The organism is Chitinophagaceae bacterium, assembly GCA_016710165.1.
In the GTDB taxonomy this organism is placed as follows: domain Bacteria; phylum Bacteroidota; class Bacteroidia; order Chitinophagales; family Chitinophagaceae; genus Ferruginibacter.
The window spans coordinates 933,002-956,117 of record JADJLJ010000001.1 but is presented as its reverse complement, the minus strand read 5'-3'; the positions used below and the strand labels follow the sequence as shown (position 1 = coordinate 956,117).

The following is a 23,116-nucleotide window of genomic DNA, read 5'->3' as shown; positions in this document are numbered from 1 at the left end:
GATGCTTTTCTAAAAGTTGCTGTTAACACTTATACAAAAGGCAGTTAAAGGAGCGTTAAAACAGATCCGGGTTTTCAACAGGTTATTGACATTGCTGTGACAAAATAAAAACCGCCCCTTGCAGGGCGGCCTTATGTTTTCATGTGCCGGGAAAATTATTTACCGCTGCCACCGATGCCGCCTCCGCTGCTTTCGGTGCGCTTATTTTCTTCTTCAATGGATGTTTTGCGCTGGCGTGCCGCTTTAACCTGTGCATTACCAAAGCGGTAGCTGAAATTGACCTTGAACTGGCGGCTTTCCCACCGGCCGCTGGCTTCGTTGTACTGGCCCGTAAAGTTGTTGCTTCCGCTGAACTTCATGAGGCGGAACATATCACTTAATGCCACCCGCAGGTTGCCTTTTCCTTTGAACAGTGTTTTCTGCATCCCGCCATCGATGCCGTAAATGGCTTTGCTCTTGAAAGTGCCCTGCCAGATGGTGGGTGAATTATAAAATCCGCTTAGTTCCAGTTTAAAGCCCTTACCCAGGTTGAAACTGTTTTGCATAAAGAAACTCAGGGCAAAAACGTCCAGGTCTATCTTACGGTCCCCGCCGCCAAAATCGGCCTTATACATGGAGTAGTATGAATTAAGGTTTGCAAAGAAACTGTACCACATGTATTGGAGGGGATAACTGATGTTCAGGCTCACGATGTCCTGGGTGGCCAGGTTCTTCTTGGTAAGGAAGCTCTTGGATCCTTCAGTGGTATCCGGCAACTGCGTGAATATGTCCTTCACGTGGCTGTAATTCAGCTGGGTGTTCAGCTTGTATTTGTACGTATGTGAAAAACCTATGCTGTTGGTGTACTGGGGTTTCAGCTGGGTATTTCCTTTCATGAACGTATAATCATTCAGTTTGAACTCAAAGGGGTTCAGGTCCTGGTAGGCAGGACGGTCGATACGGCGGCTGTACGTGATCCCGAACTGGCTCATCGGGTTCTTATTGAACGTGATGGCAGCGCTGGGGAACAGGTTGGTATAGTTGCGGTGTATGGAGGAATCGTAATTTTCGTACAGGCCGGTATTGCTGTTGTATTTAAGCCCGGTCGACTTTCCGTCTGATACGGTGTTCTCCAGCCGCAGCCCGAACTGCACCATGAAACCTTTGAACGGCCGGTTATAATTGACATAAAGGGCATTTATGTTCTCGGTGTACCGGAAGCGGTTGCTTTTATCCTTGTCATACACTTCGGTGTTGCCGATCACATCATAGCGGGCGAAGTCGTTGTCGGTCTTTACAAAACCAACCTTGGCCCCGATGCCCAGCCTGCCCTTGTAAAAATTACGCTCGTAATCCGCCTTTACCGAATAGATGTCGATATCAGTAGGGGAGATCATGCGGTACACATTGCTGTACAGCTTATTGTTACCGGAGGCATCGAAATAATCATTGGGCTGGAACTGGTTGCCGCGGAGATTGAAGAAACCGTAGTCGGCATCAATATTCAGTTCGGTACCACCTGTTACGGCATACCGGTAGTTGATATTTGTATTCAGGTTGTTCCGTTTGGACTCGTTATAGCTGGATGCCCGCAATAACCTGGAAACCGTATTGGTCGGGCGGTAAATGATGTTCATCGGCCCTTCGGATTCGGTCACAGTTTTAGCGATATTCCCGTTGAGGATAAAGCCCACCGTACTTTTTTTATTGATAAAGAAATCGGCACCTGCTTTAAAATTATTGCCATACTTATTCCGGTTCAACATGCGGTTGCGCTGGTCAAAGATACTGTCGCCCTGCTCCCGGTACAGCTTGAAGATGTTCTCATTTATACCGGTGTTGAAGTTATAGTTGCCGAACAGGTTCATTTTTTTGTTACGGTGATTCAGCGACAGGCCGGCGTTGTATTTGGCATACACACCGATATTATACCCGCCGTTGAAACTGCCGTTGGTGCCGATGGTCTTGTCTTTTTTGAGTTTGATGTTGATGATGCCTGCATTGCCGGCGGCCTCGTATTTGGCCGAAGGGTTGGTGATGAGTTCAATGGCTTCTATCTGGGCTGACTGCAGCGATTTAAGATAGCTGGCCAGGTCGGCGCCGCTCAACGGGCTGGGCTTGCCATCTATATATACCTGTACACCGTTCTTGCCGGCCAGGCTCAGGTTATCGTCTTTATCTACGATCACTCCCGGGGATTTTCTTAATAATTCCAGGGCATCCTGGCCAACGGCATTGATGGTTCCTTCCACATTCAGGATGGTCTTATCGGCCCTTACTTCCACCATGGGCTTTTTACTGCTCACCGTCACGCCTTCCATGCTTTTGGCAGCCGGCTGGGTAATGATATCGGGGGCTGAAACGGTTTCATTCTCTTTTACTTCAAAGGCAGGAGAGCTGGTCTTTTGCATATTCAGCACGGTGCTGGTCACAAAATACCTGCCCGGATTTATGGCCAGCATTTCGTAATAACCCCTGCTGTCGGAAACGGCTGTTTTCTTCAGCGATGAGTCCTTTGCTGAATGCAGCATGATGGTGGCGTTTGAAAGTGCCTTGCCGGTGTTATCTTTTATTTGCCCCGAAACCTTTGCGGGTGCCTGGGCATAAATGGCTGTTGACGAAATAAAACACAGCGATGCAATAAATAGTAGTTTTTGTTTCATGGCTTTTACTTTTATAATTCCGCCGCAAACTTAGCTCGTGTATTTTGTAGTTACAATGTCACAATCTATGAACCGGGGTTTTTGATGGATGAATGGTAGGGATTTGCCGAATGGTTTGCAGTAGTGTGAACTTGTCCGATGACCTAAGCCGGCGCCCTGCGGTCGTCAACATATTCCAGGATATCGGCCGGTTGACAATTCAGTACCCTGCAGATGGCTTCCAGGGTACTGAACCGGATTGCTTTTGCCTTACCGGTTTTAAGGATCGAGAGGTTGGCCAGCGTCAGGTTCACTTTTTCGGAAAGCTCATTCAGAGACATCTTACGTTTGGCCATCATCACATCAAGGTTTACAATGATCGGCATGGCTTATACGGTTAATTCGTTCTCAGATTGGATTTCCACACCTTTTTTGAAGATCTGGGCGATAATAAAAACAAGACCTGCATAGAATATGAAGTCTACAGAAAGGCGGTTTTCCTGTAAACCGGCCACTTGCTTCGAAAGCCATTTCAGTTGTCCATTGTAAAGCATTGCGGCAACCCACGCCAAAATAAGTGTGTAGGCAATGTTCTCAAGCCTTTTGGCTACATCCGTAGTAAACGGGTTTGTCATTTTGATCGTGGAGAGCACCTTGATTACGAGGAATGCAGTATAGGCTTCTACCATCAGGATTGCTGCTTTTAACGAAATGATTCCCGTATAGTGCCAGAAATCATATTGCCTCAGGCTGAAAAAATCAAGTCCCTTGTAGAGATTCATAGCTCCTTTCGGGTTTGCTACACTTAACGCGTAAGTAGTTAGTACTGCGCCGGCTTCTATCATCAGCCCAACAAAAGTTATCCAGGCTATCACATTCATTACTACCAGGATCGTTTCTGTTTTTGTTTTCGTGCTCATTTTGAGTGCTTTTAGAAGTGAAAAGCAAATATAGATAAATATTTATTGAAAAACAATAAATATTTTTAGTAAAAAGATAAATACATTTCCTGGTCCTCCTAAGAAGCTGATTCTGAATTAGTAAAAATTCCGGGTCTTGTCCAAGATCATACAGGAATAGTTTGCCCGTAGCCCAGTTAATCGCTAAGTAAGATTTGTTTGATCAATTTACCGGTAACTACAATACCAATAAGAGGGGGTAGGTTAGTTTTTATTTCTGATGATTCAAGTATTGTGCGTATTGAATTGGAAAAGAAGCCACCAATTTACTGATATATGATGTGTTATTTTAAGGGGTCTCCAAACTGCGCATGTAATGGCATAACTTTGCGGCTCATGAAAACAAAAACACTTAAAAAAGACAAGGTAAACATCATCACCCTGGGCTGCAGCAAGAACATGGTTGACAGTGAAGTGCTTAGCGGCCAGCTCATTGCAAACGACATTGACGTGGTGCATGAAAATGCAAAAAAGGACCACAATATTGTGATTGTGAACACCTGCGGCTTTATTGAAAAGGCAAAGGAAGAAAGTGTACACACCATCCTGCAGCAGGTGGAATTAAAACGAAGGGGTAAACTCGATAAAGTGTATGTTACCGGTTGTTTAAGCGAACGGTATAAAAACAACCTGGAGGAGGAGATCCCTGAAGTAGATGCCTATTTTGGTACGATGGAACTGCCCAATATCTTAAAGACCTTTGAGGCAGATTATAAGAATGACCTGGTGGGCGAACGCCTGCTGTACACACCGCAGCATTATGCCTATATGAAGATAAGCGAGGGCTGTAACCGGACCTGTGCGTTCTGCGCCATTCCATTGATGCGGGGCGCCCACGTGAGCCGCCCGGTAGAATCATTGGTGGATGAGGCAAAGCGGCTGGTAGACAGGGGGGTGAAAGAAGTGATGCTGATCGCACAGGAGCTGACTTATTACGGACTGGATATTTATAAAAAGAGGGAGCTGCCCAGGCTGCTTCATGCACTGGCCGATGTAAAAGGACTGGAATGGATACGTCTGCATTATGCCTACCCTTCAAAATTCCCTATTGAGATCATTGATGCGATAAAAGAGCGGGAGAATATCTGCAACTACCTCGATATGCCGCTGCAGCATGCTGCCAACAATATGCTGAAGGCCATGAAGCGGCAGATCACCCGGGAAGAGATGGAAGATTTGGTGGGGGAGATACGCAACCGCATCCCGGGTATTTGTTTACGTACCACGTTGATCGCCGGTTTTCCCGGTGAAACGAGGGATGATGTGGAAGAACTGAAAACCTTCCTGCAGCAGATGCGCTTTGACCGGGTGGGTATTTTTACCTACAGCCACGAAGAAGGAACCAGCGCCTTTGATATGGAAGACAATATCCCGGCTGAAGAAAAAGAAGAACGGGCTCAGGAGATCATGGAAGTGCAGCAGGAGATCTCTTTGGAGAAGAACATGGAAAAAGTTGGAAAGACCTTCAAAGTGCTGATCGATAAAAAAGAAGCTGGCCGTTACCTGGGCCGGACGGAATTTGACAGCGTGGAAGTGGACAATGAAGTGATCATCCAGTCAAAGAAAAAACTGGCCATCGGTGAATTTGTGAACGTGAAGATCACCAGGGCTTATGATTACGATATTGAAGGGGAAGTGGTTTAATACAATAAGAAAATAACAAAACGCCTCCGTTAATGCGAAGGCGTTTTGTTTTACAGGATATCATTTTGCCGGAGGATATTTTTCAACTTTATTGTTAACCGGCGGCAGGGTTTGCAAAAAGCGGTAGATCGCTTTGATGTCGAAGTCGGTCATGTTGGCGTACATGGTCCAGGGCATGATGGAATTGTTCTTACCAGGGTTGGCGGAATAGGAGGCTTTATCCCGGTAGTTCCTGAACTTATCCAGAAACTGCTGTTCGGTCCACTTGCCGATGCCGGTGGCGGTATCGGGGGTCAGGTTGGCCGAAGTGACCACGAAACTTCCCAGGTCGAAAGTAAACCCTCCCGCCATCATCTTTGACATTACGAACTGCCCTTTTTCCATGGGGGTGTGGCAGTCCATGCAGGCGGCGCTGTTCCATACATAGGCGCCGTATTTCACCATATCTGAAACATCGGGCGCCCGGTTGCTGTCTGGTGAACTGCTTTTCAGCGGCGGGTAAGCCAGCGATACGGGCATCATCAGTTTCCTTTCCGGCACTTTGTTGGTACTGGGCTTCAGGGTGCGTATGTAGGCAATGATGCTATAGACATCATCCTTGCTCATGGTATTGTAGTAGGGGTAAGGCATCACCGGGAAAAGCGTATCGCCGTTCTTATTGATGCCCCGGGTGATGGCCCGGGCAATTTCTTCATCGGTCCATTTGCCGATGCCGTTCACTGTGTCGGGGGTAATGTTCCTGGCATAGACCACACCCGGTATGCCCACCCCCTTGTCGAAGACATCGCCGCCGATGCCTTCCGTGCCTTCTTTGGGCGGACCGGAGAACAGGTTGAAATCACGCTGGCTGTGACAGTCCATGCACAGGCTTACATGGTTGGCCAGGTACCTGCCCCGTTCGATCACCTTAGCCAGGGAATCGGAATTGCCTGCAGCGACGGGCTCTTTTTTTTCATCATTATTGTTGCAGGAAACCAGCACGCTGAGCAGGAGAAATAATACGGCCAGGCAAATTGCCGGGCCTGCAGATTTTCTTTTCATATGCAGTAGTTTGTGTTGTTTGATTTCTGTTCGGAGTACAAAAAATAAAAAAAACCTGAAAAATACAAGCAGACGGCAAACAATATGGACAAAATGTGAAAGAATGTTTATAAGCAAAACGCCTCCGGTTATCCGAAGGCGTTTTCATCTGTCATAAAACTATTTCTCAGGTGGGTATTTATCAACATGGTGGTTTACCGCCGGTACGGTACGCAGGTACCGGTAAATGGCTTTGATGTCAAAATCTTCCATTTTAGCAAACAGGGACCAGGGCATGATGGAATTTGTTTTGCCAGGGTCACTGGTATCAGCGACGGGTCACGGTAATGCTTGAACTTATCCAGGAACATTTCTTCCGTCCACTTGCCGATGCCGGTTGCGGTATCCGGGGTAATATTGGCGGAAGTTACTTTGAACGATCCCATGTTAAAGACAAATCCGCCGGAGAATAATTTATCCATCTGGTATTTGCCCTTATCCATTGGTGTATGACAATCCATGCAGGCGGCGCTGTTTGCCACGTAAGCGCCGTATTTTACCATATCTGAAACATCCGGTTTGATATTATATTCCAGCAAACTGCTTGGCAGCGGGGGATAAACGGTCGAAAGGGGAACAAAGAGTTTCCGCTCGGTCACTTTATTGTCATTGGGTTTGAGGGTGCGTAAGAAAGCAATGATGCTGTAAATATCATCCTTGCTCATCTGGTTATAATGGGGGTAGGGCATGATGGGGAAAAGCGTGTCCCCGTTACGGCTGATGCCGCGGGTAATTGCCCGGGCGATCTCCTCATCGGTCCATTTGCCGATACCGTTCACCGTGTCGGCTGTGATGTTCTTGGCAAATACCACTCCCGGTATGGCGTATATCTCATTGAATACCTCCCCGCCTTTGCCCTCGCTTCCCGGCACAATAAGTCCCGAGAATTTTTTATAATCCCGCTGGCTGTGGCAGTCGATGCAGCCAGACACATGATAGGCCAGGTACCTGCCCTTTTCAACCTTCATTTTAAGCGAGTCTTCCTTTGCAGCCTTGTCATCGCTGCTTTTATCGGCGCTGTTGCAGGAGGGAAGCGATGCGGTGCATGCAAACAATCCCAGGAAAAATATACCGAATTTCAGATAACTGTTTTTCATAAATAAATGTTTAACTTGATTGCAATATTCCGGTTGTAAAAGATGAAATAAAAAGAGGGAAAAACAAATATTATTGCATGATATTCGTCATCCATCGGTGAAAAATCCGGCAATTAAATTAACTGAACCGACACACATTAGTTTTCAGGATTCATGTAAGTTTGTTGCCTTAACTCCTGAGGGACAAAAGATAGTCAATGAATTTTACATCTACGCAAACACCTTACAGCAAAACGGGTTTTTTTTCGAAAATGGTACTGGATTACCTGGGCCAGGTAAAGCCTTTGCTGCCTTTCTATACCCACCCGGTCTCCGTGGAGGGTATAAAGGCGGCCATCGAAGACCGTAAGAAATACCCCACCGGCCGGGAATTACTGGTGGAAGAACTGAAGAAGCAGTACCAGCATGTTATTGCTTCAGAAAAAACAGCGCAGCATATCGGCCTGCTGCTTTCCGGGAACAGCTTTACCATCATCACAGCCCACCAGCCGAATATCTTTACCGGCCACCTGTATTTTATTTACAAGGTAATGCATGCCATTAAACTGGCCGAATTTCTTAAAGCAGAGATACCCGGCTGTGATTTTGTACCCGTGTTTTATATGGGCAGCGAAGACGCCGACCTGGAAGAACTGGGCCATGTGTACATCAACGGCGTTAAACATGAATGGAAGACGGACCAGACCGGCGCTGTGGGCAGGATGAAAGTGGACAAGGCGCTGACCAGCGTGCTGGATGTCATCGCCGGGGAACTCAGCGTGCAACCCTTTGGCAAGGATATCACCGGGCTGATGAAGGATTGTTATACCGAAGGCGAAACGATTGAACAGGCCACGTTCAAACTGGTGAATGAACTGTTTGGGGAATACGGGCTGGTCGTATTGCTGCCCGATAATGCGGCATTGAAGAAAGCGTTCATACCTGTTATTGAAAAAGAACTCACAGAAGCATTTTCGCATAAACTGGTTGAACAGTCGGTGGCTGCATTCCCTGCTGAATATAAGGTGCAGGCAGGTGGGCGGGCCATTAATTTATTCTATTTGAAGGACGACAGCCGGCAAAGAATAGAAAAGAGCGGTACCCAATGGTCAATAGTAAATGGTAAACAGCAGTTCAGTGAACCGGAGATACGAAAAGAGTTTAATGAACACCCGGATCGTTTCAGTCCGAATGTGATCCTTCGCCCGGTATTCCAGGAGATGATCCTGCCCAACATCGCCTTCATCGGCGGGGGAGGAGAGATCGCCTACTGGCTGGAACTGAAAAAAGTATTTGAAGTGGTAAAGGTTCCTTTTCCGCCATTGGTGCTGCGTAATTCGTTTATGCTGGCAGAGGAAAAGCAGGGTAAACTGGCGGGCAACCTGGGACTTTCCCTCATGGATCTTTTCAAAACAGAGAACGACCTGCTGAATGATATCGTAAAACGCAACAGTAGCGTGCAGCTGAGCCTGCAAAAGGAAAGGAAGGCCATGGATACGTTCTATACCAACCTGAAGAAAACTGCAGGGGCAGTGGATACCAGCTTGCAAAGACATACCGAAGCCCTCCACAAAAAGGCGCTGGACAAACTGGAAGCGCTTGAGAAAAAAATGCTGCGTGCTGAAAAGAAGAAATTTGAGGCCCAGCAGCGGCAGCTGCACAAACTGAAGGAGCAGCTCTTCCCGCACGGCAGCCTGCAGGAACGCATTGAGAATTTCATGCCCTTTTATGCAAAATGGGGCAGGGGGTTCATAGATGCCGTTTATAAGAATTCGCTGGCACTGGAACAGGAGTTTGTGGTGATGGAGGAGAAATGATTTCTTTTGGATTGGTGACACTCCTACCTGTTGAAGAAACCCGGATTAATTCAGCGAATTGATTTTTTAACCACAGATCAGCACAGATTATTTTCTCAGATAGCCACAGATCATCTTCGTCCCCGCGTACTTAGATTTTAAGAGTTGGCTTACGGGTAGCCCGGGAACACCAACCACGGCGAAGAGGAAATACAACACAGAGCAACGGAGATATCTCTTTTCGCCCCGGCCTGGTCTTTGACCAGCCGGAACGAATGCTGTTTTCACGGGAAAAAAGGTGGAAGCTAGAGCAATTGCTTCGGTGGCTTGCCCTGGTGGCTGGTCAAAGACCACGCCACGGCGTACAAAAAAATCCCACCATTTGGTGGGATACAATAAGTCAGGAGTTTTTTCATTTACACATCCGTAGCCTCACCATACGCCACGGCTGTTGCTTCTTTCAATCCTTCGCTCATGGTTGGGTGGGGGTGTACTGCATTCAGTATTTCGTGAGCCGTTGTTTCCAGTTTGCGGGCAACGACTGCCTCGGCGATCATTTCCGTTACGTTCATGCCGATCATATGGCATCCCAGGAATTCGCCATATTTGGCATCGTAAATTACTTTTACAAAACCTTCGGTGGCTCCGGCAGCGCTGGCCTTGCCGCTGGCCATAAAGGGGAACTTGCCCACTTTACTTCATAACCGGCATCTTTGGCCGCTTTTTCAGTATATCCCACGCTGGCAATTTCCGGTGTGCAATAGGTACAGCCGGGTATATTGTTGTAATCCATCGGCTGCGGATTGTGCCCGCATAAATGTTCGGCTGCATTGATGCCTTCCTTGCTGGCCACGTGTGCAAGGGCCTGCCCGGGTGTACAGTCACCAATGGCGTAAATGGTGGGTATATTGGTCTGGCCAAGCGCATTCACCAGAATCTTTCCTTTATCTGTTTTAATGCCCAGGGCTTCCAGCCCGATGTTCTCAATATTGGCAACCACGCCCACAGCGCTTAATAAAATATCTGCTTCCAGTATTTCTTCGCCGGCCTGGGTCTTTACTTTTGCCTTCACGCCATTACCGCTGGTATCCACGCTGGTAACTTCAGCGTTGGTCATGATGGTCATGCCCTGCTTTCTGAACTGCCTTTCCAGTTCCTTGCTGATCTCTTCATCTTCAACCGGTACTACCCGTGGCATAAACTCCACGATGGTGACCTTTGTTCCCAGGCTGTTATAGAAATAGGCAAACTCAGAACCGATGGCCCCGCTTCCGCAGATGATCATGCTCTTTGGCTGCTGGGGAAGAACCATCGCCTCCCGGTAACCGATTATCTTTTTGCCATCAATGGGCATGCTGGGCAGCTGGCGTGCCCTGCCCCCTGTGGCGATGATGATGTTCTTTGCTTCCAGCACCTGTTTGCTTCCATCGGCTGCAGTTACTTCTAATTTGTTTGCTGCAATGAGCTTTCCATTACCCATTACCACGTCGATCTTATTCTTCTTCATCAAAAACTGTACACCCTTGCTCATCTTATCGGCCACGCCGCGGCTGCGTTTTACAACGCCTTCGAAATCGGCGCCCACGTTGTCGGCTTTTACGCCATAGGTGGATGCATGTTTTGCATACTCATATACCTGGGCGCTTTTCAACAAAGCCTTGGTGGGGATGCAACCCCAGTTGAGGCAGATGCCTCCGAGGCTTTCTCTTTCCACGATCGCCACTTTTTTACCGAGCTGGCTGGCCCTGATCGCGGCAGGATAACCACCGGGGCCGCTTCCGAGAACAATTACGTCGTATGCCATATGAAATGATGAATTTTAAATGTTGAATGTTAAATGAGAGGCAAATTTAGCCTGAAACGGGGTATCGGCCAAACGCTAATTTAGGGGGAGAAAAAAACTTTGAACCACATAGGCACATAGGGCACAGAGAAGATACAAGACTATGTTTCCCATGTTCCTATGTGGTTCAGATGTATTTGCTTGGTTTAACTTTTTTTAGCCAGCCCCTTCCGCATTTTCCAGAAGATACAAGACTATGTTTCCTATGTTCCTATGTGGTTCAATTGATGTAACTTTTTTTAGCCCCACACTTCCACAATTCTCTGTATTTTTAAGTATGGTCAAACGAATGCTTTTTCTCCTTACACTTATTTTATTTGTTGGGTTTGCCCACAGCCAGTCCATACGCAAATGGAAGATAGAGGATGTGGTGAAATCATACACAAAGAACAACGATACGGTTTACGTGGTTAATTTCTGGGCCACTTTCTGCAAACCCTGTATTGCCGAGATCCCCGACTTTATACGGATCGTGAAGAAGTATGAAAAGCAGAAGGTGAAACTGCTGCTGGTGAGTCTTGACCTGGCATCCTATTACCCTTCCCGGATCGCCGCCTTTGCCAAAAAGAATAAGTACAATGTACCCATTGTATGGCTGGATGAGACCAATGCCGATCATTTCTGCCCGATGATCGATGTGAAGTGGAGTGGTTCCATTCCTTCCACCATTGTGGTTAACAACAAAACGGGTTACCGGAAATTTACAGAAGGGGAGATGGGTGCAGCGGATTTTGAGACCATGATCAAAGAAGCCATCATAAAACCAACCATTGCACAATAAAAAAAGCCCGGCTCTCCCGAAACAAGCCAATATTTATTTATAAAAGCGTTTTAATTCTCAGGGTCCCAACCACAAACTACAAACCACAAATTCCTAGCTCTTCCTCTTTATCGTACAGCCCACACTCCGGCTTTCTTTCACAGAAACCTCCTTGCCTGTTGTCAATTCATTAATGGCCTCCTGCAGGTGGATCCTTTTTACAGCGCTTACATCAGATGGACTGTCGTCAATGGCACCATGATATACCAGTTTCAGGTTCTTGTCGAATAAGAAACATTCCGGGGTGCGGTTGGCGCCGAAGGCATCGGCCACCACATGGTCTTTATCGATCACATAATTCCACTGGTATCCCTGCTCTTTGGCATATTCTTTCATGGCGTCAAAACTGTCTTCGTTGCCCCGGTATGCCTCATTGCTGTTGAGCAGGATGACGCCTATCTTCATTTTGATGGCATACTCACTGATGGCGAGGGTGCGTTGCTGGTTCTTGATCACATAGGGGCAGGTGTTGCAACTGAACATCACCAGTACGCCGTTTTCTTTGGCGGCATCTTTCATGGCGACCTCTTTACCGGAAATGTCTTTCATCTTCAGGTCGGCCCTGGGCATGGCACTGCCGATGGGCAACGGGTCACCAACGGTGAAGGCAAGTGTGGCCATGGCAGCAAATGCAAATAATGTCTTTTTCATGGTAACGTGTTTTTATTAAAGTTAAGAAAGAGAACCGGTCAAAAATGACCACTCATGTATTTTTTTCTTTGCCGGCCAGTTCCTTTTCGTGGGCATCCCTTCTTTCGGCAATGGCCCGCAGGGATTTGATGCTTACGTTGAGTTCGAAACCGATCAGCAGCACCAGCGAATTGATGAAAATGAGTGCCATCAGAACGATGATGGTTCCAATGGAGCCGTACAGGGCATTGTAACTGCCGAAATTGTTCACAAATTCTGAGAAACCCAGTGTGGCCAGGATGCACAGGAAGGTGGCCAGGATGCTGCCCGGGGAGACCAGTCTCCATTTTTTATGAACGGCCGGGGCATATTTATAGATAAAGGCGATGGAGTAGAAAACAAGGGCAATGATTACGATCCACCGGGCATACAGGATGAGGTAGCGCCAGAATTCACTTTTGAGACCAAACCATTTTAAAACGGCGCCCTGGGTGATGAGCAGGATCAGGCAGCCAAGCACCAGCCCGAAAATAAGTGTGGTAAGGCGGATGGCAACCCAGCGGTCGTGCAGCCCCTTTCTTTTTGCAAAACCGATGTAATTCTTATTGAACGAACGCATGATGCCCATCATGGCATTGGAGGCAAAGAAAAGTGCCAGCAGCAATCCAAAGGACAGTAATCCAAAGACAGGGGTCTTAAAAAAAGTGTCGTCAATAAAGTTGATGATGTTCTTATTATACCCTTCTGCCGGGATGATGTCTTTTATGATAAGCGTGAGTTGTTTGAGGATATCCTTCTTTTTTATGAAAGGCAGGTGCGGGATCAGCGTGAACAGGAATAAGAATGATGGCGGTATGGCCATGATGAAGTTGTAGGCAATGGCCGAAGCCCTTTCTGTCAGACCAACGGTTTTCACCTGTCCTAAAAAAAATCTTCCCACATCATACAGCGGTACGCCCTCAAAACCGGGCAGGTACCAGTGTTTGCTTTTACCTAGGATAAAAGCAACCGGGAAACTGGTGATGATGATGCGTTCAATTTTGGTCAAAGCGATCGTTCATTGATTAACCCAAAGCTACAACATACTGGCTAAGATTTACCGGATGTTGACGCTGTCCAGAAAGCGCTGGTAATTTTTTGCATGGAGCTGATGTTCGGCATAGGTTTCAGAAAAATTAGACAGTCCCGACCAATCGGGCCTTGCCACAAAGAATATATAATTGGTGGCGGGGGCATTCAATACCGCATCAATTGTTTTGGATGATGGCGTGCAGATGGGGCCCGGGGGCAGCCCGCTGTTCTGGTACGTATTGTACGGCGATGCATACGAGAGGTGTTTCTCCAAGATGCGTTTCAGTTCAAAATTCTTCATGGCAAATTTCACCGTGGGGTCGGCCTGCAGCTTCATCCCTTTTTGCATGCGGTTCAGGTACACACGGGCGATCTTTCCTTTGTCTTCTTCCTTGTTCGTTTCTTCTTCCACGATACTGGCCAGGGTATAAACCTGTTCGGGACCCAGTTGCAACGCTTTTGCCCCGGCAAGTCTTTTTTCATTCCAGAACTTTTCTTTCTCCTTCACCAGCTTGCTGAATATCTTTTCGGGTGTTGTATTCCATAAAAAAGAATAGGTATTTGGTATCACGGCCGTCATTATTGTATTGCTGTCGAGGTGCCAGGATCTCAGCAGTTCCGCATCCGTCATGACCCGGGCAAACGCAGCAGAATCCGCTTCAAAATTCACAGCCATTTTTGTGCAAGGTCTTCCCTGGTCCTTAGCTTGGTGATGACCAGGTTCACCGGGGCCTGCCTGCCCGATCGCAGCATACGGATGAGGCTGAACAGGCTTGTTCCATCCTTTACCTGGTAGCGCCCGGCCTTTACCGCCCTGTTATATTTGATCTGCCTGGCGATGCGGTCAAAGAAAAGACATTGCGGATGATCTTTTTATCAACCAGGTCAGTTTTCACATCGTCATAACCTGACCCGGTCTTAATGTAGAAATATTTTCCCTCCGGGGCCGATACGGTGGGACCGAAAACCTGCCAGGCTAAAAAGCCTGCTGCAGCCAGTAAAATGAAAAGGGTACTGAGAATTATTTTCTTACTCATCATGTTTTGGGTAGCGCATCAGCTGAAAAATTTGTACTACAAACCCTGTCAGGCTGTCCCGATAGCAATCGGGATTTTAAAGCAAATCAACCTGCTAAATCGCCTTCGACACCCTTCGACGGGCTCAGGCTGACAAAGGCTGACATCCATTTTTTAAAACTGCTGTACTACCATGTTTTGTGTTCAACAAAATAAAAGAAAAAACCCCGCCGGTTAACGACGGGGTTCAGAAATCTTTGTAAAATATTATTTAGCTGTGTTGGTATCCGGTGCTTTCTGAACAGGCGGTGTGGCCGTATTAGCCGGTGTGGTGGCCGGTGTTTTGGTTGAAACGCCTTCGATCAGGTCCTTGCTTTCGCTGTTGGCATTGCTGCCTTCTTTTGGTATAAAGGCCGGTGAAGTGATGCACAGGATGGCTACAATGGCTGCAAACAACCAGGTGCCTTTTTCCAGCACATCGGTGGTTTGTTTTACGCCCATGATCTGGTTGCCGAATCCGCCAAAGCTGGAAGACAGGCCGCCCCCCTTGGGGTTCTGGATCAATACGATGAGACCAAGTATCACCGAGGCAAGTATCACTAAAATTCCGAATAATATTAACATGTTATGCTCCTTTTAAATTTTCTATTTTGGCTGCAAAGTAAGCGCTTTTGGCAGGATTGAGCAAACTTAATTTTTGGTACACTTCCATGGCCCTGCCCGTCTTTCCCTGCCGGGCAAACACCTCGGCCATGGCTTCTGTGATCACTTCGTTTTCCGTATTGCTCATTTCGGCCAGTGCCTCCACGGTCAGATCTGTTTTAATGGTTTCTTCTGCCGTGGCAACCGTATGCACTTTCTTCATGGTCTTGAGCCATTCGGTGAAACTTTTCAGTTGTTTGCCCAGTTTGTCCCCTGCCTGCACTTCTTCACCCAGTTTTATACCCTGCGATGCAAAATAATCAACCATGTGCATGGGTTCAAAGAGCGGCAGGTCATCCGTTATATTCTTTTCTTCAGGAAGTTTTAATTCTATTTTCAGGGGTTCGGGCTCAAATTCGGGTTCGGGTTCTGTTTTTGTTATGTTCTCCATAACAGGCAACTCTGTCATTACCGGTTCGGGTTCAAATTCAGGTTCGGGTTCTGTTTTTGTGATATTCTCCATAACAGGCAACTCTGTCATTACCGGTTCGGGTTCAAATTCAGGTTCGGGTTCTGTTTTTGTTTCTGTTATGTTTTCAATAACAGGAAGATCAACTTTTACCGGTTCGGGTTCAACTATATTTTCAGCCTCCTGTATTTCAGGTGCGGATCCCGCTATCACGGTTGCTTCTTTTAGCGTCTCCGGCTCGGTCTGCTGCAGTTGAAAATTGAGCCAAAGGGGATTATTAAAGAAGATATTTGTTTTGCCGGCCTGTTCTTCAAATGCAGCGGTACCTTCATCCGTTCGTTGCAGCAGGTAAAACTGTGCCGGCGAAAAATAAGGGTGGGCGGCCGTTATCCCTTCCAGGAAATTTTTATTCCCCGGGTCGGAGAAATTTCTTTTGAACAACGATTCGAATAATGCCTGGTTATGCTGCATGGTTGCCGGTGGTTTACCAGTTGGAAAATATTTTGTTGAAAATGGCATCGGTAAGATTCTTCACGATCTCCTCGTTCTTCTGTGTTTCCACCTGTGAAAGGCTGAGGTTGGCATCAAAGTCGATGCTGTAGGTCACATCCCCTTCAAAATTCTTCTTTTCATCCAGGGTATTCTTAAAGATAACATGAAAATTGGCCGTAAGGCGGTTGAGACTTGTACTGCTGCCGGTAACCCCGGTGGAAGTGATCTGGTAGCCGGAAACATAACCGCTGATATCGTAATGGGCATCGTCGTCATTGGTCTGGCGGAGCCGGGTGGTGCTGATTATCTTTTGTTTCAGTTTTTCGGTAAGCTGCGGGCTTAGTTGCGGGTTCTTATATTCGGCCCTGTTCTCAAAATAATTCACGCGGAAGGTTTTCACTTCCTGCGGAATGGGGGCGGCATCCTTGAATCCGTATTTGCAGGTGGCGAAGTTGAAGATGCCCATAAATATCAGGCCAAGGAGTATACGACCACCGACGAGCGACGACCGACCACCGATGACAGACAGCAGGCTACTGCTGTTCGGGCAATGTCTTCTGTGGTCTGTTGTCTGTGGTCTGTTGTCGTTTTTATTCTTCAATATCATACTCTTTTAATTTACGGTACAAAGTACGTTCGCTGATGCCCAGGTCGAGTGATGCATCCTTGCGTTTTCCCTTGTGTTTCTTCAATGCTTTTATGATGAGTTCTTTTTCCTTGTCCATAATGCTCAGCGATTCTTCCACGTCTTCATGCTGGTCAATGGGCTGTCCGTTGTGCGGGAGAAAAACAGGTTTTGCCGCCGACAGGTTGGGCACATTGCTGTGCACTTCGGTAAAGGGTTGTTCATTAAAAACGGGTGCATGCTGTGCCAGGTTCGGGTTCTGCAACAGGTCGTAGAACATCTTCTTCAGCTCGTTCACATCTTTCTTCATGTCGAAGAAAAGCTTGTACAGGATCTCCCGTTCGTTTGCAAATTCCGACTGGCTTACCACGCCATGGCCACCGGCCAGCACCGGCAGGCGGGAATAATTGTGTTCGGGCAGAAAGGTGCGCATGGTGTTTGCATCGATCACTTTATCCCTGCTTAATACCGATATCTGTTCTGCAATATTCTTCAGTTCCCGCACATTGCCCGGCCAGGTATAGTTAATTAACACCTCTTTCGCTCCTTCATCCAGCTGCACGGGCACGGCTTTGTATTTATCTGAAAAATCGTTCACGAATTTGCGGAACAGCAGGATGATGTCTTCCTTTCTTTCCCGTAAGGCAGGTACTTTAATGGGCACGGTATTCAACCGGTAATAGAGGTCTTCCCGGAACTTATGTACCTGTGTTGACTCGATGAGTTCTTTGTTGGTGGCGGCGATCACCCGTACATCGGTCTTCTGCACCTTGCTGCTGCCCACCCGTATGTATTCGCCGGCTTCCAGTACACGTAATAACCTGGCCTGTGTACCCAGCGGCAACTCGCCGATCTCATCCAGGAATATGGTGCCCCCGTTCACGGTCTCAAAATATCCCTTGCGGCTGTCAACCGCACCGGTGAAGGAACCTTTTTCATGCCCGAACAATTCCGAATCGATCGTTCCTTCGGGAATGGCGCCGCAGTTCACGGCAATGAACGGGTTATGCTTCCTGGCGCTTAAGGAATGAATGATCTGGGAGAATACTTCCTTGCCCACACCACTTTCCCCGGTGATGAGTACGCTGAGGTCGGTGGCAGCCACCTGCACCGCCACATTTAATGCATGGTTAAGGCCAGGCGAATTGCCGATGATGCCAAAACGGTTTTTTATTGATTGTAAGTCCATGATTGCTCCGCAATTTTTTATACCACAAAGAACACAAAGGCACGAAGATGCACCAAGTGTCTTTGCGATTGATTTAGACTACTATTCCTGTATACAAGGACAGCTGACAGGAACAATTACATACTCATCCTTCGTTTTCCTCTTTATTCATTATTTTAAGATCCTGAATCTCTATCAAAGCATACCCGATGAATGCACCAGCTGCTGCAATTCCTGCAGCAATATTGCCTGCCTTAAATGAAGTGATTCCGGCTGAAAATGCAAAAATCAATATCAGGTATTTTACAGGTATCTTCATAAGTCAACTGGTTTGCCGATCAATGTACCTGCTGTACAGCTTTCCACTTTCACATACACATAATCACCCTTCTTTAAATTTCCTTTTGGAAATACCGCTACTTTATTCTGATCCGTTCTTCCATACAATTCGGCCTCATTCTTTTTGACGTCCCTTCGATCAGCACCCTGAATGTTTTGCCCACATCCCGCTGCATACTTTGCAGGGAATGGATGCGGTGCAGGTCGATCATTTCCTGCAGCCTTCTTTTCTTCACTTCTTCGGGTACATCGTCTTTAAACCTTCTTGCTGCCAATGTGCCCGGCCTTTCAGAATAAAAATACATATAGGCCAGGTCGTACCTGCAATATTCCATCAGGCTTAGTGATTGCCGGTGGTCTTCTTCCGTTTCGGTACAAAAGCCGGTGATCATATCGGTGGATATGCCGCAACCGGGGATCAGTTCCCGGATACGGTCAACTTTTGCAATGTACCACTCCCGGCTGTAGGTACGGTTCATCATCTGAAGTACCCGGCTGCTGCCACTCTGAACCGGAAGATGGATGTAGTTGCAGATATTTTCGTACTTCAGCATCGTGAACAATACATCGTCTGTAATGTCTTTGGGATGTGAAGTGGAAAAACGGACACGAAGCAGGGGAGAGATCTGTGCTACTTTTTCCAAAAGCAGGGCAAAAGTCACCGCCTCCCCAAACCCCTCCGAAGGAGGGGCCATAGACCCTGCTAAATCTGAAGTATTCTTTTCTTTAGCAGGGTCTTCCAAGATCCCCCCTTTGGGGGGTGGGGGGGCCTGGTAATAACTGTCCACATTTTGTCCGAGCAGGGTAACTTCACGATACCCCTGCTCAAAAAGATCCTTACATTCCTGAACGATACTTTCTGCATCCCGGCTTCGCTCTCTTCCCCTGGTAAAGGGCACCACGCAAAAAGAACACATGTTGTTGCAGCCACGCATGATGCTTACAAATGCCGTAACGCCGTTGCTGTTCAAACGCACGGGCGCAATATCTGCATAGGTCTCATCCCGGCTCAACAGAACATTCACTGCCTTTTGCCCCGTTTCCGCTTCTTCGATCAGGCCGGGCAGGGTGCGGTAGGCATCGGGCCCCACCACGATATCAACGAGTTTCTCTTCTTCAATGAATTTTATCTTAAGCCTTTCTGCCATACAGCCCAATACACCGACGATCAAACCGGGCTTTTGTTTTTTTATTCCCTTAAATTGGGTGAGGCGGTTGCGCACGGTCTGCTCTGCTTTTTCCCGGATGGAGCAGGTGTTGATAAGGATGAGGTCGGCATTTTCGGCAGTCCGGGTGGCGCCAAAGCCATTGTTCATAAGAATGGAAGCCACCACTTCGCTGTCGGCAAAGTTCATGGCACAACCATAGCTCTCAATATAAAAGTGTTTTTTATATGGGTTCACTTCCTGCACAAAGGGGGCAAAAGCCTCCCCTTGCCTTGTTTCGTCATGTGTTTTATCGGTTGCCAGATCCAGCATCTGCATTTCTTTTATCGAACAGCAAATATAACTCAAACCGGGCTAATGATGACAGGATGGCAGTAAATATTGTATGCTATAAATGAAATCCCTTCATTCCGGGACAAATAGGTTAAATTTGCTGCCTGACCTCTTTCATTTCCTTCATTCCCTGTGCGGGATTTCTTAGGTTCCCGGTTTAAGGCATTAAAAGATCTAAATTCAGAACATGTCTATGCATATCAATCTGTACATCGTACGCCACGGAAAAGTGAATACGGATGAAAAAGACAGGAGGAGTTACCTGCACCTTTCAGACGAGGGCATTGCATTTGCCGGCTTCCTGGATGATCATTTTAAGGACATCTACTTCGACCATATTTTTTACCAGTCCAATGATATCAAAACATCTGATCCTTACAACCGTTGCCGGAATACCATCCGGGGCATGAAAGGCATTAAGGCCGAATTTGATAAAACGCATGTAAGTATGGTCTTTGAAGGACTGAATAAGGCCAATGCCGATGTGCGGAATGTATTGCTTTGTTTCAAGACGGACAGCTTTCACGTCATCAGCAATATCATCATGCCACAGTCAGAAGAACAGTTCAGCAAGGATTATCACCGGGTCTTTCATTACCAGTTCAATTCCAACCGCTACAGTTTTGTAAGCAAATTCAGTGCAGAGGAAGTGCACTGAACCCGGCCTGGTTCTTAAGTGGTTGAAAAAGAGAAAGTCCATCTTTCACAGACAGCATGTATTCAGCTATTTCCCTTTGCACGGGAAGCGTTCTTCAAAAAATATAAAGCAAGCAGGGTCATCCAGGTCCAGCCGGTTATGATGGAAATGCGTTGAAGGAGCCCGGCATGATTTTCCAGTCCTGCATATTGTTTGAAGCCGATGCCCGAGAGAATGAAAGTTGCAAGCATGAGGATCCCTGTGAATACAGCGTACCCGGCCCACCTGTAATTTTTTTCGGCGGCAAATTGTTTGCGCATGATAAAACAAGCCAGGGGCAAACCGATGAATACCGGGATGGAAAAAATTTCGTGCAGGTATCCATGCATGCTTTGCTGTGAAAAAATAAGTGGCGCATCCGCCGGGTAACCATAAACCGGGTCGGTGCTGAAGATACCGGCCCCCGTTAACCCAAGGCCCACCAGCCCAATCAGCCATGGAACCTTTTTAGATGCATCTGTGAAAAAGGATGTGCGTGCAAGCCCTGCTGCAAATGCAATAATGAGCAGCCCGGTAATGATGAAACCGGCAACCTGTATCCATCCTCTTTCTCCGATGGAGAGGGAACTGACGGGATGCCGGAATGGATCGTAGCCATCCCGGACAGCGCCTTGAATTAAAAAGCTGATCACAAAGAGGGGACAAGCGATGGCTCCAAGGGCGAGGAGTATTTTGAATTTACTTACTGTACCAGGTTTTGAATTTAACATACGTCTTTGCAATGTTGTAAGATGCTATTGATTCACTTAACCTGGAAAACAGTAAGGATTACGGGCTCAAAGGAAAACAGGAAAAAGCAGCTTACTGTTGCCAAACGATGCGATCATTTTCGGCATACCAGGCCGGGTAGGTGGGTAAATGAATTTTTTCGATCTCATTTCGTTTTACTTTTAAAGTAGGAGTAAGCAAACCGTTTTCGATCGTCCAGTGTTCTTTCATGATCACGATCTTCTCCAGTTTTTCAAAGACCTCGAGGTCTTTGTTTATGGAAGCAAGAAAACCGGTGAATTCATATACCAGTTCCTGCCTGGACAGTTTCATGCCTGCCTCCGACAATGTTACCCACGCAATGGGCTGGGGTACGCCGGTGCCCACCACGCATGCCTGTTCTATTTTTGCATTAGCAAGCAACTGCATCTCAACCGGCGCCGGCGCAATGTATTTTCCTTTGTCGGTTTTAAAAAGGTCCTTCACCCGGCCGGTGATGGCCAGGAACCCGTCTGCATCATATTCGCCGATATCACCGGTTCGTAAATATCCTTCTTCATCAAATGCATCTGCCGTGAGACCGGGTTCTTTGTAATAACCCATCATGTTGCCGGCGCTTTTCTCCCGCAGTTCCCCATCCGCAGCGATCTTGACCTGTAACCCGGGCAATGCCCTGCCAACCTTCCCGACCCGGAAATCGGTGGGGCTGTCGAAATGAGAGTACACACAGTCTTCCGTCATGCCATAAGCCTGGCGCAGGTTTATCCCTATGCGGATGAACCATTTTTGTATGTCGGGTGAAAGGGGCGCTGCTGAACTGTAAATATGCGAAGCTTTTGACAGGCCCAGGTTTTTGCGGATCTTGTTTTTGAGCAGGCTGCTTACCAACGGAACAGATAAGAGAAGGTCCAGTTTCTTTTGCGGTATCTTTTTCAATATCCCTTCCCTGAGTTTGCCCCAGATACGGGGCACGGCAAAGAACATGTTCGGTTGTGTGTCTTTCAGGTTCTTCGGAAATGTATCGATGCTTTCGGCAAAAGAGATCATGGCGCCAAACCAGATGCCGTACAACTCGATGGCCATCCTTTCGGCAATATGGCTCATGGGTAAATAAGAGAACAGGCGGGGCCTCAGGGGCATTTTCAATGTATCAACCGCCAGGGGCAATACCGAACTGAATGCATGTACCCGGTGCATCACCCCCTTGCTTTTTCCGGTGGTGCCGGATGTATAAATGATGGTGAGGATATCATCGGGTTCCCAGTTGTAAACCGTTTTCACCGGTTCATTTCCGGCGATCAGCGCTTCCATGCTGAATGGTTCCTGCATGCCATACATATCAATACCGATGCGGATCATACCCGGGGGGATGCCATTCGTTTGTGTAGAGAAATCATCCAGCTTGCCGATGATGATGGCTTTGGAGTCGCTGTGTACCAAGATCGGTTCAATGGCATGTGCCGACAATGTGGGATAGATGGGTATCGACCTGCAACCGGCCATCATGATGGCGAGGTCGGCGATGATCCATTGTGCACAGTTCTTTGACAGGATGGCCACATGGTCGCCCTTCTGTAAACCCAGTGCATACAACCCGGCTGCCAGGCTCCTGGCTTCATTACCGGCCTCTGCCCAGGTCCAGGTCTTCCATACGCCGTTGAAAGGCTGGCGCAGAAAAACATCATGCGGGATCTCAGTTTCCCATTTCAAGAACCGGGCAAGCGGCGAGGGAGCAGGCATATCGTTGCGGTTTTAAATTCCAATCTAAGGATTATACTTCATTTGGCAAAGAGGGTTGGGGTTTGAGGTTTGAAGTTTGAGGTTTGAGGTTTTCGTCACATCGGGGTTTCGCAGAAGGGATATGTAAAAATAAAAATAGTACGTTGCGAAAACCACGCTGAGACAAGTTGGTGTTGGCGGC

20 protein-coding genes and 2 pseudogenes are annotated in these 23,116 nt (G+C 47.4%); 4 read left to right on the top strand and 18 right to left on the bottom strand.

Features of this window, described 5'->3' with window-relative positions; translation table 11 throughout:
• Positions 1-155: 155 nt before the first annotated feature.
• The 3 genes from IPJ02_04255 to IPJ02_04245 form a co-directional block, all read right to left on the bottom strand.
• On the bottom strand, positions 156-2,642 hold the full coding sequence (locus tag IPJ02_04255; protein ID MBK7374789.1) for a TonB-dependent receptor: 2,487 nt from the start codon (positions 2,640-2,642) through the stop codon (positions 156-158).
• 143 nt (positions 2,643-2,785) lie between these two features.
• The gene (locus tag IPJ02_04250) at positions 2,786-3,007 is read right to left on the bottom strand and encodes a helix-turn-helix transcriptional regulator (protein MBK7374788.1); all 222 of its coding nucleotides are present in this window, start codon (positions 3,005-3,007) and stop codon (positions 2,786-2,788) included.
• 3 nt (positions 3,008-3,010) lie between these two features.
• A complete protein-coding gene (locus IPJ02_04245; protein MBK7374787.1) occupies positions 3,011-3,541 on the bottom strand; it encodes a DUF2975 domain-containing protein in 531 nt (176 codons plus the stop codon).
• A gap of 375 nt (positions 3,542-3,916) precedes the next feature.
• Here IPJ02_04245 and rimO point away from each other — a divergent pair, with 375 nt between their 5' ends.
• Entirely contained in the window at positions 3,917-5,224 is a 1,308-nt protein-coding gene (rimO, locus tag IPJ02_04240) for a 30S ribosomal protein S12 methylthiotransferase RimO (protein MBK7374786.1), read from the top strand.
• Between the two features lie 60 nt (positions 5,225-5,284).
• Here the strand turns inward: rimO and IPJ02_04235 are convergent, their stop codons facing one another.
• On the bottom strand, positions 5,285-6,265 hold the full coding sequence (locus IPJ02_04235; GenBank protein MBK7374785.1) for a c-type cytochrome: 981 nt from the start codon (positions 6,263-6,265) through the stop codon (positions 5,285-5,287).
• Between the two features lie 194 nt (positions 6,266-6,459).
• Positions 6,460-7,401 carry a c-type cytochrome gene (locus IPJ02_04230; protein ID MBK7374784.1) on the bottom strand — a complete coding sequence of 314 codons (942 nt, stop codon included), beginning with the start codon at positions 7,399-7,401 and terminating at the stop codon, positions 6,460-6,462.
• A gap of 197 nt (positions 7,402-7,598) precedes the next feature.
• Here IPJ02_04230 and bshC point away from each other — a divergent pair, with 197 nt between their 5' ends.
• Positions 7,599-9,197, top strand: coding sequence for a bacillithiol biosynthesis cysteine-adding enzyme BshC (gene bshC, locus IPJ02_04225; protein ID MBK7374783.1), 1,599 nt, complete (start codon positions 7,599-7,601; stop codon positions 9,195-9,197).
• Between the two features lie 395 nt (positions 9,198-9,592).
• Here bshC and lpdA read toward each other — a convergent pair.
• Positions 9,593-10,980 (bottom strand): annotated as a pseudogene (gene lpdA, locus IPJ02_04220) (dihydrolipoyl dehydrogenase).
• A gap of 328 nt (positions 10,981-11,308) precedes the next feature.
• Here lpdA and IPJ02_04215 point away from each other — a divergent pair.
• On the top strand, positions 11,309-11,800 hold the full coding sequence (locus IPJ02_04215; GenBank protein ID MBK7374782.1) for a TlpA family protein disulfide reductase: 492 nt from the start codon (positions 11,309-11,311) through the stop codon (positions 11,798-11,800).
• A 93-nt stretch (positions 11,801-11,893) separates the two neighbouring features.
• On the opposite strand, the gene IPJ02_04210 is transcribed toward IPJ02_04215, so the two are convergent.
• The 10 genes and pseudogenes from IPJ02_04210 to miaB form a co-directional block, all read right to left on the bottom strand.
• Complete coding sequence (locus IPJ02_04210) at positions 11,894-12,490, bottom strand: thioredoxin family protein (protein ID MBK7374781.1); 597 nt, start codon at positions 12,488-12,490, stop codon at positions 11,894-11,896.
• 52 nt (positions 12,491-12,542) lie between these two features.
• Positions 12,543-13,517 carry a YihY/virulence factor BrkB family protein gene (locus tag IPJ02_04205; protein ID MBK7374780.1) on the bottom strand — a complete coding sequence of 325 codons (975 nt, stop codon included), beginning with the start codon at positions 13,515-13,517 and terminating at the stop codon, positions 12,543-12,545.
• 48 nt (positions 13,518-13,565) lie between these two features.
• Complete coding sequence (gene mltG, locus IPJ02_04200; protein MBK7374779.1) at positions 13,566-14,216, bottom strand: endolytic transglycosylase MltG; 651 nt, start codon at positions 14,214-14,216, stop codon at positions 13,566-13,568.
• A gap of 130 nt (positions 14,217-14,346) precedes the next feature.
• The gene (locus IPJ02_04195; protein ID MBK7374778.1) at positions 14,347-14,577 is read right to left on the bottom strand and encodes a hypothetical protein; all 231 of its coding nucleotides are present in this window, start codon (positions 14,575-14,577) and stop codon (positions 14,347-14,349) included.
• A gap of 246 nt (positions 14,578-14,823) precedes the next feature.
• The gene (gene secG / locus IPJ02_04190; GenBank protein MBK7374777.1) at positions 14,824-15,180 is read right to left on the bottom strand and encodes a preprotein translocase subunit SecG; all 357 of its coding nucleotides are present in this window, start codon (positions 15,178-15,180) and stop codon (positions 14,824-14,826) included.
• A 1-nt stretch (position 15,181) separates the two neighbouring features.
• On the bottom strand, positions 15,182-16,138 hold the full coding sequence (locus tag IPJ02_04185) for a hypothetical protein (protein MBK7374776.1): 957 nt from the start codon (positions 16,136-16,138) through the stop codon (positions 15,182-15,184).
• 13 nt (positions 16,139-16,151) lie between these two features.
• A complete protein-coding gene (locus IPJ02_04180) occupies positions 16,152-16,625 on the bottom strand; it encodes a hypothetical protein (protein MBK7374775.1) in 474 nt (157 codons plus the stop codon).
• Positions 16,626-16,749: 124 nt separating this feature from the next.
• Entirely contained in the window at positions 16,750-17,973 is a 1,224-nt protein-coding gene (locus IPJ02_04175; GenBank protein MBK7374774.1) for a sigma-54-dependent Fis family transcriptional regulator, read from the bottom strand.
• Between the two features lie 124 nt (positions 17,974-18,097).
• Positions 18,098-18,271, bottom strand: a complete 174-nt coding sequence (locus IPJ02_04170) for a hypothetical protein (GenBank protein ID MBK7374773.1) — start codon at positions 18,269-18,271, stop codon at positions 18,098-18,100.
• Positions 18,268-19,769, bottom strand: a pseudogene (gene miaB, locus IPJ02_04165) (tRNA (N6-isopentenyl adenosine(37)-C2)-methylthiotransferase MiaB). The gene IPJ02_04170 and the pseudogene miaB overlap by 4 nt, the downstream one beginning before the upstream one ends.
• Positions 19,770-19,977: 208 nt before the next feature.
• On the opposite strand from miaB, the gene IPJ02_04160 reads away from it, so the two are divergent.
• On the top strand, positions 19,978-20,448 hold the full coding sequence (locus IPJ02_04160; GenBank protein ID MBK7374772.1) for a phosphoglycerate mutase family protein: 471 nt from the start codon (positions 19,978-19,980) through the stop codon (positions 20,446-20,448).
• Between the two features lie 62 nt (positions 20,449-20,510).
• On the opposite strand, the gene IPJ02_04155 is transcribed toward IPJ02_04160, so the two are convergent.
• Together IPJ02_04155 and IPJ02_04150 are read right to left on the bottom strand one after the other, a co-directional pair.
• Positions 20,511-21,197: a DUF998 domain-containing protein gene (locus IPJ02_04155; protein MBK7374771.1), complete on the bottom strand. Its 687-nt coding sequence runs from the start codon at positions 21,195-21,197 to the stop codon at positions 20,511-20,513.
• 91 nt (positions 21,198-21,288) lie between these two features.
• Positions 21,289-22,935: an AMP-binding protein gene (locus IPJ02_04150; protein MBK7374770.1), complete on the bottom strand. Its 1,647-nt coding sequence runs from the start codon at positions 22,933-22,935 to the stop codon at positions 21,289-21,291.
• Positions 22,936-23,116: the final 181 nt, after the last annotated feature.